We start from the raw sequence: 12,012 nt of genomic DNA on the forward strand, positions 1-12,012 counted from the left end.
GCCGTCCGTGTCCTTGCTGACCTCGGACCGCACCGAGGACCTGCTGGCACGCGCCCGACGGGCCATGCACACCCCCTTCCATCCGGTCGGCAGCTGCCCGATCGGCCCCGTCCTCGACCCCGACCTGCGGGTGCACGGCACCACCGGACTGCGCGTGGTGGACGCCTCGGTGATGCCGACCCTGGTGTGGGGCAACACCAACGCCCCCGTCATCATGATCGCCGAGAAGGCCGCCGACCTGATCCGGGAAACCACCACCACCGGGTGAGGGACGCGCTCCGGAGAGGTGGGTGCTCCTCCCGGCAGACGGCGGCCCGCAGCCCGCTGACAGCCTGCTGAGCGAGGTCTGCGCGAGCAGGTCAAGAACACCCAGTACCCCCAGGATCGCAGGGCGAATCACCGGCGCCCACGGCACCGAACCGCGCCGGACGTGCGGTGCGCCACGCCCCCATCACGTGACAGCACCCCACGCGTGCGGCGTGCGGACGCGGATGATGCAGAGTCAAGCTGACCAGCCATGGGGCCGATCATGCAGACCCGGGTGATGACCATCACCTGCCGTGATCCCCGTCCCCAACCTCAAAGGTCGACGGGCACGCCCGGCATGTGGTGCACCGTCTTGCCCAGGGCCTGTCCGGCGGCTGGGCGTGCGCCCGAGTCGTCCTCGTACTGGACCGTACTTGGGCGATTCGGGCGTGCGTCCAGGTGAGATGCCCGACGACGTAGCCCGCCCGGTAGAGCCCGCCGGACTGGGCAGCTGCAGGGATTGAACGCTTCTGAGAAGTCTCTTAGACCGTCCCAGCAGGCTGCTGGGCATGAGGACAGAGCGCGAGGACCGACCCCTGTCGGTGGTGATCGGCGCCGGTGGCACCGGTGGGCACATCTATCCGGGCCTGGCCCTGGCCGAGGCGCTGCGGCGGGCCGATCCGAGAGCGGTGATCTCGTTCGTGGGCACCGAGCGCGGGCTGGAGACCCGGCTGATCCCGGAGGCGGGCTACCGGTTGCACACGGTGGACATGATCCCGTTCGACGCGTCGCTCGGTCTGCGCCGGTTCATGCTGCCTGCGGCGCTGTTGAGTTCGGGGCGGCAGTGCCGGGAGATCCTGCGGGCGCAGGGTGCGCAGGTGGCGGTCGGGATGGGCGGTTATCCGAGTGCGCCGGTGATCGTGGGGGCCCGGCTCGCGGGGCTGCCGAGCGTGATCCACGAGTCGAACGCGGTGCCCGGGCGGGCGAACCGCTTTGCGGCTTGGCTGACTCCGAATGTGGCCCTCGCCTTCGACCGCACCCGGGCGCACCTGCCGGCCGGCGTGCGGGCGGAGACGGTCGGCATGCCGCTGGTGGGCGCGGTGGCCGGGCTCGACCGGGGCGCGCTGCGGGCCCAGGCCCGGCAGTGGTTCGGGGTGCCCGAGGGTGTGCGGCTGGTGGTCTTCAACGGCGGCAGTTTGGGGGCCGCCCGCCTGACCGAGGCCGCCGTCGAACTGGCCGCCCGCTGGCGCCACCGCAGCGACCTGCGCCTGCTGATCAAGACCGGCCCGGCCACGCTCGACGAGGTCCGGAGTCGGCTGGCCGACAGTCCGGTGGCCGTCGCCGTGCCCTACCTGGACCGGATGGACCTCGCCTACGCGGCCGCCGACCTGATGATCTGCCGCGCCGGCTCCGCCACCGTCGCCGAACTCGCAAGCGTGGGCCTGCCCGCCGTCCTGGTGCCCTACCCCCACGCACCCCACGACCACCAGACACACAACGCCCGCGTCCTCTCCGACGCCGGCGCCGGCCTCCTCCTCCCCGACCACGCCTGCACCGGCGACGCACTCGCCACCCTCATCGAACCACTGCTCGCCGACCCCACCCGCCTGCTCACCATGAGCCGCGCCGCCGACCCCGGCACCCACGCCCAGGCAGCCGACCTGCTCGCCGCCAAGGTCCTGCGCACCATCGGCCAGACCCCTGTGCCCTACCCGGTGGTGCCCGCCGACAGCCACCCCTCCTGGCTGCCCTCCGCCTGGTCCCAGTGAACCGCCAACCCGACCCGCACAGTACGGAGTTCCCCATGAACAACCCCATCACCACGCACGACTGGAGCGGGCGCACGGTGCTTGTCACCGGTGCCGAGGGCTTCATCGGCAGCACCCTGGTCGACCTGCTGGTCGAGCGCGGTGCCCGGGTGCGGGCGCTGGTGCACTACAAGCCGTACGCCGAGCGCGGCTACCTGGCGCGCTACCTGGCCGACCCCGACAGCCCGGTGGAGCTGTTTGCCGGTGACGTCCGCGACTCGGGGCGGGTGCTGGACGCGGTGGACGGCTGTGACACCGTCTTCCACCTGGCCGCGCTCATCGGCATCCCCTACAGCTACCAGGCGCCCGAGGCGTATGTGCAGACCAACGTGGTCGGCACCCAGAACATCGCCGCCGCCTGCCTGCGCCACGGTGCCCGCCTGGTCCACACCTCCACCAGCGAGGTCTACGGCAGCGCGATCACCGTGCCGATCAGCGAGCAGCATCCGCTGCAGCCGCAGTCGCCCTACTCGGCCTCGAAGATCGGCGCGGACATGGCGGCGCTCTCCTACTGGCACGCCTTCGAGCTGCCGGTCTCGGTGGTCCGGCCCTTCAACACCTACGGCCCGCGCCAGTCCGCCCGCGCGGTCATCCCCACCGTGCTGGCCCAACTCCACTCCGGCGCCCGCGAGGTGCGACTCGGCTCGCTCACCCCCACCCGGGACTTCACCTACGCCACCGACACCGCCGAGGGCTTCCTCGCCGTCGCCCGCGCCGACCGCACCCTCGGCGAGGTCGTCAACCTCGGCACCGGCAGCGAGGTCTCCATCGGCGACCTCGCCAAGGCACTGATCGCCGCCTCCGGACGCGACGCCGAGATCGTCGTCGACCCCAGCCGCCTGCGCCCGGGCGGCAGCGAGGTCGAACGCCTGCTCTCCGACAACACCAAGGCCCGCCGCCTGGCCGGCTGGCAGCCCCGGGTCGACCTGGCCGAGGGGCTGCAGCGGACCTCGGACTGGGTCGCCGAGCACCTGCACCTGCTCGCCCCCGGCCGCTACCAGGTCTGAGCCGACGCCAGGGGGAGCGGGGTGCCATCACCAGCACCTCGCTCCCTCGGCCGGTGGGCGAGCGGTCCGGCCCACCGCGCTGTGCAGGCCGGACCGGTCGACGAACGAGGATGGGCGGGCATGACGAACACACCAGCGAGCGCCTCGGGCGGCAGGCACCGTGTGCACCGCGGTACGCAGAGCGCCGAGGCGGGCGGTGGCCGGGCGGCGGCGCGCAGGAGCAGGAGGAAACCCAGGCGCCGGGGCCTGCGGATCCTGGCCTGCACCACGGCCGGCCTGGTCCTGGTGACCGCTGGGGCCTTCGGCTACCTCTACGAGAAGCTGAACGGCAACATCAAGCACGCGCCGCTCTTCGCCGGCACCTCGGGCGACGCGGGACACGAGAAGCCCGACGCCTTCGGCCGCACCCCGATCAACATCCTGCTGATCGGCTCCGACAGCCGTGACAACGCGGCCGACTGTGCGATCGGCGGCGACTGCGGCCCCGGCGCCAACGCCGACGTCCAGATGGTGCTGCACGTCTCGGCGGACCGCAGCAACGCCACGGTGCTGAGCATCCCGCGCGACACCATGACCGACCTGCCGGCCTGCACCGACAGCCAGAAGAAGACCTCGATGAAGGCGCGGTTCGGGCAGATCAACAGCACCCTGGACTACGGGCCGGGCTGCGCGGTGGCCGCCGTGCACCAGGTGACCGGCATACCCATCGACCACTTCATGATGGTCGACTTCACCGGCGTCGTGCAGATGTCGGACGCGATCGGCGGCGTGCCCGTCTGCGTGAGTGACAACGTCTACGATCCCGACTCGCACCTCAAGCTGACGAAGGGCACCCACACCCTCCAGGGCATGTCCGCGCTGCAGTTCGTCCGCACGCGCCACGGCTTCGGTGACGGCGGCGACCTGGAGCGCACGGTGGCCCAGCACATGTTCCTCGGCTCGATGGTCCGCCAGCTCAAGAGCGCCGGGACCATGACCAACCCGGCCGCCGTCCTCTCGCTGGCGAACGCCGCCACCAAGGCGCTGACGGTCGATGACGGCCTCAAGAGCATCACGCAGTTGGTGGGCCTGGCGGACGACCTCAACAAGGTGCCCATGGACCGGATCACCTTCGCCACCATGCAGAACCAGCCCGACCCCTCGAATCCCAACCGCGTCCTGGTCTCCCCGGCCGCGAAGAACCTCTTCACCACGATCATCAACGACCAGCCGCTGACCACCGGCAGCGGAGACGACTCCGCCGCCGCGACCCAGGCCCCCTCCACGGCGACCACCCCCACCGCCGAGCCCTCCGCCGTGCCACCGTCCGCACCCTTCACCCCCTCAGCGCCCGCACCGGTCGACCCCCGGACGGCGCTGAGCAGCGCCAACCCCGCGACTGCCGACGACTCCAGCGGCTGCGCCCAGGTCAGCACCTTCCGAACCGCCAACCTGGACGGCATCCCCATGACACCCACCGAGGCATTCGCGAAGAGTCCGGATGTGCCCGACTCGGCGCCCTGATCGGCGTTGGGCCTCCCGTCCGGCGACCGGGGGTTTCCTGCCCCGCGATGGCCGGACCGGGCACCAGGGGGTGGGTGGATCGGCGGTGTGGACGGGCGGACCTGGGGCAGCCGGGAACGGATTCGCGTGGAGCTGCGTCCCGATAAGGGAAGAACAGACCCAGATGTCCTGAAAAGGGCACCACTGTGCCGGTGGCCTGCAGAAGTGGAGAGAAGACACACCATGGATACGCCTCCGGGCCGCCGTGGAGTGCTCGCGCCCGAGCGATCCGACTCCGCACACCGGTACTGAGGAGGAGCAGACAACCATGGCGAACGACCTTTTCGGCGCCCACGGCTCGTCGGAGCCTGCCGTGTCGAGGGACAGCGGGAGTCCCGGCTGCACGAACGCGCCGCGCCGGACCGCACGGCGCGGGCTGGTGCGGAGGGCCGCGATCTACGGGGCACCGGTGGTGGCACTGGGTACCGCTCTCTGGGTCGTCCAGGAGCTGCGGCCCCTCCCGGCCCTGGCCCTGGTGGGTGATGACGCGCAGTCGTCGTTCTCGTTCCCGGGCGACGCGTTCTCCCCGCCGTGGCCGGAGCACGGGCAGGCCGCGGTCACCGTCGCCGGGTCGGGCACCGTCGGAGCCTTCGGCGAGCAGAAGCCCGTTCCCACCGCCAGCGTGGCCAAGGTCATGACGGCCTACATAGTGCTGCGGGACCACCCCCTGAAGGACAGGGACGACAGCGGGCGGCAGATCACGGTCGACGCGAAGGCGGTTCAGGAGGGCACGGCGAAGGACGAGTCGCGCATCGAGGGACTCACGGTGGGACAGCAGTTCAGCGAGCAGGACATGCTCAGGATGCTGATGATCCCCTCGGGCAACAACGTCGCCCGGCTGCTCGCGCGCTGGGACACCGCCTCCGACTCCGAGACGGCCTTCGTCACGAAGATGAACGACACCGCGCGGGAGCTGGGACTGGCGAACACGACCTACACCGATCCGAGCGGCCTGGACCAGGGAACCGTCAGCACCGCGGTCGACCAGTTGAAGCTGGCCGAGGCGGTGATGAAGTTCGATGCCTTCCGCCAGGTCGTCGCCATGCCCAACGCCGACATTCCGGGCCTTCCCCAGCGGATCAACAACAACAACGACCGTCTCCTCCTGTCCGGTTCGAGCGTGCGGGGGATCAAGACCGGCTCCAACACCGCGGCCGGCGGAACCCTCTCCTGGGCGGCCTACAAGACGGTGGCCGGGAAGGACCGGCTGATCCTCGGCACCATGCTGGACCAGCACGTCCAAGGAGCCGATCCCTACGGCTCCAACAGCCTCGTCCTGGTCCAGGACAACAGCAAGAAGATCATCGACGCTGTCCGCAACGCCCTGACATCGGCCACCGTCATCAGGAAGGGCCAGGTCGTCGGCTACATCGACGACAAGCTGGGCGGCCGGACACCGGTCGCCGCGACCGAGGACCTCAACGCGGTCGGGACTCCCGGCCAACAGCTGGGCGTCACGCTCGGCGACCACGGCACACCCCCGCCACACGGAGCGAAAGCCGGCACCACGGTCGGTGCGGTGACGGTGGGCAGCGGACCGGACGCCCCGACCGTACCGATCGCCCTGGTGAAAGACCTTCCCGCACCGTCCTTCACGGCACGACTGACGCGCGTACGGGCCTGACGCCGGCCCTGATCCCGGCCGCGGACCGCCGAACCGTCCGGCCGACGGTCGCTTCAGGCGCCGGGTCGGCCGATCGGGGGAGGGCCGCCTGCGGGGTGGGCGGGTTCGATGGATGGCACGGTCAATCGCCCGGGAGGCGTGCGGCGCATCCCTGGCCCGTTTCCCGGAGCCGGACGAAGGGACGGGCCGATGCTGAAGGCACTGCGGGCCGGTGGCCTGTTCGACGGAACGACGGCGCTGGGGCCCGGCACGGTGCTGGTCGAGGACGGCCGGATCAAGGCCGTCGACACGACCGGTGCCCGGCCCCCGGAGGGTGCCGAGGTCATCGACCACGGCGCGGACGCGTGGATCCTGCCGGGGCTGATCGACACCCATGTTCATCTCGTCTTCGATGCCGGCGACGCCCCGGTCGACCATCTCGCGGCGCGCGACGACGACGCCGTGCTGGCCGGGATGCGGCGGGCGGCCGCGCGGGCGCTGGCGGCGGGCATCACGACGGTGCGTGATCTGGGGGACCGCGGCTATCTGGCGCTGAGACTGCGTGAGGAGGCCGCCGCCCGGCCGTACGTGCAGCCCCACATCGTCGCGGCGGGTCCGCCGATCACCAGCCCGGGCGGCCACTGCCACTTCCTGGGCGGCGAGGCCTGGGGGCGCGAGGCGCTGGTCGCCGCGGTCCGGGAACGCCACGAGCGCGGCTGCGAGGTGGTCAAGGTCATGGCCAGCGGCGGCCACATGACGCCTGGCACCTTCATGCACCTGCCCCAGTACCCGACCGAGGACCTGCGCGCCGTGGTCGACGAGGCCCACCGCCTCGGCATGAGGACCGCCACCCACGTGCACTCCGCCGAAGCGACCGCCCGGGTGCTGGACGCCGGGTTCGACACCCTCGAACACCTGACGTTCTTCACCGAGGACGGTCCCCGCCCCACGTCCCCCCTGGTGGAACGGGTCATCGGCAGCGGTGCGACGGTGAGTCTCACGGTCGGGAGGCTGCCGGGCGAGCCGCTCTCTCCCCTGCTGACCGAATGTCTGCGCCGACTCTGCCCCACCTGGGCCCGACTGCACCGCGCGGGCGTTGCGATCACGGCGGGAACCGACGCGGGCATCTGCCGCTACAAGCCCCACGACGTCCTCCCGTACGCGGTGACCGATCTCGCGGGTCCCATCGGCATGACCCCGGCCCAGGCGCTGGCCGCCGTCACGTCGGTCGCCGCCGCGGCCTGCGCGCTGACCGGCGTCAAGGGCTGTCTGAAGGCCGGGGCCGACGCGGACCTCCTGGTCGTCGGTGGCAACCCCCTGCACGACCTCACCGCCCTGCGGGACGTGCGCTGCGTCTACCGCATCGGCCACCAGGCCGACTCCGTCAGGGCTCGGCCGGCGGCCGGCGGCGGGCGACCGGGCGCGTGCGGCGGGGGGCCTGGGCCGCGGCGTCCACGTGGGGTGCGGGTGAGGTGCCGGTAACGAACCGTTCACGCCGCTCGGGCTCTTGGGAAACAAGCGGTTCCTAGCGTGTCCGTTCATGGATGCGACGCTGTATACGCCTTCGGACACCGCGCCGGATGCGGGGGTGCTGCCCGCGCCCTCACTGCGTGAGACGGTCTACGCGAAACTCCGCACGGCCGTGCTCGACGGCGAGTTCGGCGTGCGCGAGAGGCTGGCCGAAGTGCGGCTCGCGGCACGGTTCGGGGTGTCACGCACCCCGGTGCGCGAGGCACTGGCGCGGCTGGTGTCCGACGGGCTGATCGAGCGGGCAGACGGCGGCTTCTTCGTCACCGTGCCCAACCTCGCGCGGCTGAAGGACTTCTACGAGCTCCGGGTCACCCTGGAACTGCGCGGCGTCGCGCGGGCGATCGAGGACCCCTCGGTCCGGCACGATCCGGCGGTCATCGCGGCCGAGTTGGACCGCTGGTACGCGATGCGGGAGAGCCCCCCGGCGCCCGACCCGCGGTTCGTCGTGCAGGACGAGCGCTTCCACGCCGAACTCTCCCGCGCCTCCGGCAACCCCGCGCTCACCGACGCCCTGGTGGCGGTCGGCGAGCGCATCCGCCGGGTGCGGATGTACGACTTCCTCACCCCCGACCGTGTCGGGACGACCATTGCCGAGCACATCGGGATCATGGAGCTCGTCCGCGACGGACACCTCGACGAGGGCTACCGGGCCCTGCACGCCCACGTCGGCGACTCGATGGCCGTGGTGCTGGAACGCGCCCAGCGCGCCATGACCCAGATGGCCGTGCACGCCGACCGCCTGTGCCACCCATGAAGCGGCCGTCTGCTCGCTGTGCCTGAGCACCGACAAGGCCGGCGACCACGTGCTGCCCGCACAGCCGACCACCGGCTGACCCCGCTGCCCGCACAGCCGATCACCGTCTGACCCCGAGACACCGGCGGCGCGTCAACCGCCGCCCTGTCGCCCCCTGCGGAGGAGCCGCCATCGTGTTCGACACCTTGCTCGTAGCCAACCGCGGCGAGATCGCCTGCCGCATCCTGCGCAGCGCACACGCCCTGGGGTTGCGCACGGTGGCGGTGTACTCCGACGCCGACCGCACCGCCCCGCACGTCCGCATGGCCGACGAGGCCGTACGACTCGGCCCGGCCCCCGCCGCCGACAGCTACCTGCGCGCCGGCCTGGTCCTGGAAGCGGCCCTGGCCACCGGCGCGGGAGCGATCCACCCCGGCTACGGCTTCCTCTCCGAGAGCGCCTCCTTCGCCTCCGCGGTGGAGGCGGCCGGCCTGGTCTTCGTCGGCCCCGCCCCGGCCCAGCTGGAGGTCTTCGGCGCCAAACACAGCGCCCGGGCCGCCGCGCTCGCGGCCGGAGTTCCCCTGCTGCCCGGCAGCGGCCTGCTCGCCGACGACGCGCAGGCGCTGAGGACGGCGGAGACGATCGGCTACCCGGTCATGCTCAAGGCCACCGGCGGCGGAGGCGGCATCGGCATGCGGGCCTGTGCCGGACCGCGGGAGCTGCGGGAGGCGTTCACCCAGGTCGCCCGCCTGGCCCAGGGCAGCTTCGGTGACGGTGGGGTCTTCCTGGAGCGGTACGTCGACGGCGCCCGCCACGTCGAGGTGCAGGTCTTCGGCGACGGCACCGGCGGGATCGCCGTGCTCGGCGACCGCGACTGCTCCCTGCAGCGCCGCCACCAGAAGGTCCTGGAGGAAGCCCCGGCACCGGACCTCCCCTCCCACGTCAGGGACCGACTAAACTGTCGGCGCGGATGAGGATCGGGGTGCCGCGGCGGTGGGCGTCGGGAATCTGCGCGAGGGCCGCGTCGATGACCGTGATGTGGTCAGCTGCGGTGTTCGCTCCGGCGTTGCCGGCCCCTGAGGTGGTCAGGAGCACCATGTGACGGCCTGAGCAGCTCCCAGCTTTGGGGGCCCTGCCCTGACGTTCGGCTAGTCACCTCGTCCCGGGGTCAAGCCCGAGGGCTGGGCCGGGAGGCGGACCTCGATGGTGGTGGGTCCGCCCGGGGTGCTGTCCACGGTGAAGCGGCCGCCCGCGCTTTCGACCCGCATGTAGTGGCTGGCCAGGCCGATGTGGCCGTCGCGCAGGCGGGACTGGATGATCGCCGGGTCGAAGCCCGCGCCGTCGTCGCGCACCGTCAGCACGGTGTCGCCGCTCTCGGGCCTGAGGGAGAGCCAGACGTTGTCGGCGGCCGCGTGTTTGACGGTGTTGTTGAGCAGTTCGCGGGCCGCGGAGTAGAGCAGCGCCTGGTCAGGGACCTCCCCGCGCGGGGTCAGCTCGTAGTGGACGGTGAAACCGCCCCGGCGGGCGGAGCGTTCGCCGAGGCTGCGCAGCGCCGCCGAGAGCCCGATGGACGCCAGGACCTGGGGGTGCAGTTCGAAGGTGACGTCGCGGATCTCCTGGACGGTGCGCCGCACTTCGGCCTCGACCCGGTCCAGCGCGGGGGAGGGCGACGCTTCCTGGGCGTCCTCCAGGTCGTGCAGCGAGGCCAGCAGGTTCTGCACGGCGCTGTCGTGCAGGGCGTCGGCCAGTTCGGTGCGTTCGCGGGTCTCGGCCGCCAGCGCGTCGCGCAGCAGCGACTCGCGGGTGTCGAGCAGTTGGCCGACCGAGGCGGCCTGACGGCGCAGCAGTTCGGCGACCAGGACGCAGGTCAGCACGTCCCACAGCAGGTAGGCCTCGTCCACGACCACCGTCCAGCGGCCCGAGGAGGGGCCGTTGGACAGGGTGGGGATCGCCAGCACCGCGTAGGCCAGGACGCAGATCCCGCCGAGCCAGGCCGTCACCCGCGGCAGCTGCCACAGCACGCTGGCCATCGGCAGCACGTAGTAGGCGTAGCGCACCGCGGAGGCCTGGCCGCCGGAGAGCGCCGAGAGCGTGCCGGCCGCGACGACGTCGACGACGGCGGCTCCCACCGCGCCGCGCAGGCCGCCCGGTGGCGGCCGGTAGACGGTCACCAGTCGCACCACGGCCCACGCGGCGTAGGCCGCCAGGGTGACGTAGAACCAGACGCTCACCGCATGACCGGGCCAGTCCCAGCCGGCCAGCAGCAGCGGGACCAGGAAGGGCAGCCGCAGCCAGGCGACATAGCGGTAGGTCAGCTCGGCCATCCCGCTGAGCTGGTGATCACGCCACCGGGTCGTCATCGCACACCAATCGGCCGGGTTCGCACGGGCACCGTGGGGCGGCCCGCCGCCGGAGCCGGCCGGTGCCGCGGCACCGGCCTCACGGTAGCGGCCCGGGCGTGGCGCGGACCGGTGGCCGGTGGCATCGGCGGTGCGTCTCGCCCGGATGGCTGTCGGATCGCACCTGCCCGGGTCAGGTGGCAGGTCCGCTGTGCGGGTCGTCGGGCGGCAGCCGCGTGGCGGCGTCGGCGGCCAGCAGGGCGCCGTCCGCCAGGATTTCGGGCGGTGCCTGTGGGCCGGCGAACACGGTGATCTCCCGGCGGGTGACCGGATCGGTGTGGATCACCCGGGAGCGCAGCTCCGGGGGCAGGATGTGCGCCGGTATGGCCGTGAGTCCCGCCCCGCTCGCGGCGAGGTCCACGGCGGCCCGGGCGCAGGGGACCCGCAGGACCGAGGCGGCCCGGTCGCCGCCGAAGCGCTCTGTGCGCCCGGTCGACCGCAGCGGCTGCCAGGGTTCTTCGCCGTAGCAGATCCAGCGCCGGTCGAGCAGGTCCGTCGGTGGCACGCGGCGGCCGCGCAGCGGGTCGTCCGCCGGGCAGAGCAGGACGAGTTCCTCGGTGTGCACGGGCCACACCGCCCCGCTCCAGCCCGGCGGGCGGGGCGCGAGGGCCAGGTCGACGGCACGGGCGGTGAGCTGCTCGCGCAGCCGCTCGCCGGTCGGCTGCGTCTCCACGAGGAGGTCGACGCCGGGTCTGGCCCGTGCCCAGGAGCCCAGCGCGGTGAGCAGCCCGGGCAGGAGCGAGGGCAGGACGGCCAGCCGGACGGTGCGGCCGCGGCCCTGCTGGACGGCCCGTGCCTCGGCCCGCGCGCGTTCGGCGCTGTGCAGGGCGCAGCGCGCGTGCGGCAGGAACGCCTCGCCGGCCGCGGTCGGCCGCACGCCGTCGGCCCCGCGCACCAGCAGCGGTGTGCCGACTGCCCGTTCCAGGGCCCTGAGCTGCTGGGAGAGGGTCGGCTCGGTCACGTGCAGCTGCCGGGCGGCCCGGTTCAGCCGGCCTTCGCCGACCGTGGTGACCAGGTATTCGAGCTGCCGCAGGGACAGGCCGGCGCTGTTCGGTGTGGTGGTCATGGCGGGTGCCTCCTGATGGCTCGGTCGGGGTGTCGGAGCGGTGGCCGGGTGGGCGTGGTCCGGGTGTCGGAGCTGTGG

At 72.6% G+C, this 12,012-nt stretch carries 8 protein-coding genes and 2 pseudogenes; 8 read left to right on the forward strand and 2 right to left on the reverse strand.

All coding sequences use genetic code 11. The annotated features are described in order from the left end of the window. Nucleotides 1-22 precede the first annotated feature (22 nt). The 8 genes and pseudogenes from OG500_RS36195 to OG500_RS36230 form a co-directional block, all read left to right on the forward strand. Nucleotides 23-268 (forward strand): annotated as a pseudogene (locus OG500_RS36195) (GMC oxidoreductase); the annotation flags it as partial. 547 nt (nt 269-815) lie between these two features. After that, a complete protein-coding gene (locus OG500_RS36200; RefSeq protein ID WP_329586682.1) occupies nt 816-2,015 on the forward strand; it encodes a UDP-N-acetylglucosamine--N-acetylmuramyl-(pentapeptide) pyrophosphoryl-undecaprenol N-acetylglucosamine transferase in 1,200 nt (399 codons plus the stop codon). 35 nt (nt 2,016-2,050) lie between these two features. After that, the gene (locus tag OG500_RS36205; protein WP_329586685.1) at nt 2,051-3,061 is read left to right on the forward strand and encodes an SDR family NAD(P)-dependent oxidoreductase; all 1,011 of its coding nucleotides are present in this window, start codon (nt 2,051-2,053) and stop codon (nt 3,059-3,061) included. 120 nt (nt 3,062-3,181) lie between these two features. Beyond that, on the forward strand, nt 3,182-4,564 hold the full coding sequence (locus OG500_RS36210) for an LCP family glycopolymer transferase (protein ID WP_329586688.1): 1,383 nt from the start codon (nt 3,182-3,184) through the stop codon (nt 4,562-4,564). Nucleotides 4,565-4,871: 307 nt separating this feature from the next. Further along, nucleotides 4,872-6,227, forward strand: coding sequence for a D-alanyl-D-alanine carboxypeptidase family protein (locus OG500_RS36215; protein WP_329586691.1), 1,356 nt, complete (start codon nt 4,872-4,874; stop codon nt 6,225-6,227). 189 nt (nt 6,228-6,416) lie between these two features. Further along, the gene (locus OG500_RS36220) at nt 6,417-7,688 is read left to right on the forward strand and encodes an amidohydrolase family protein (RefSeq protein ID WP_329586694.1); all 1,272 of its coding nucleotides are present in this window, start codon (nt 6,417-6,419) and stop codon (nt 7,686-7,688) included. Nucleotides 7,689-7,746: 58 nt separating this feature from the next. Next, nucleotides 7,747-8,490 carry a GntR family transcriptional regulator gene (locus tag OG500_RS36225; protein ID WP_329586697.1) on the forward strand — a complete coding sequence of 248 codons (744 nt, stop codon included), beginning with the start codon at nt 7,747-7,749 and terminating at the stop codon, nt 8,488-8,490. Between the two features lie 170 nt (nt 8,491-8,660). Then, nucleotides 8,661-9,425, forward strand: a pseudogene (locus OG500_RS36230) (biotin carboxylase N-terminal domain-containing protein); the annotation flags it as partial. 192 nt (nt 9,426-9,617) lie between these two features. Here the strand turns inward: OG500_RS36230 and OG500_RS36235 are convergent. After that, entirely contained in the window at nt 9,618-10,829 is a 1,212-nt protein-coding gene (locus tag OG500_RS36235; protein WP_329586700.1) for a sensor histidine kinase, read from the reverse strand. 172 nt (nt 10,830-11,001) lie between these two features. Beyond that, the gene (locus OG500_RS36240) at nt 11,002-11,934 is read right to left on the reverse strand and encodes a LysR family transcriptional regulator (RefSeq protein WP_329586703.1); all 933 of its coding nucleotides are present in this window, start codon (nt 11,932-11,934) and stop codon (nt 11,002-11,004) included. Nucleotides 11,935-12,012 lie beyond the last annotated feature (78 nt).

The sequence above is a fragment of the Kitasatospora sp. NBC_01250 genome (genome assembly GCF_036226465.1).
Taxonomy (GTDB): domain Bacteria; phylum Actinomycetota; class Actinomycetes; order Streptomycetales; family Streptomycetaceae; genus Kitasatospora.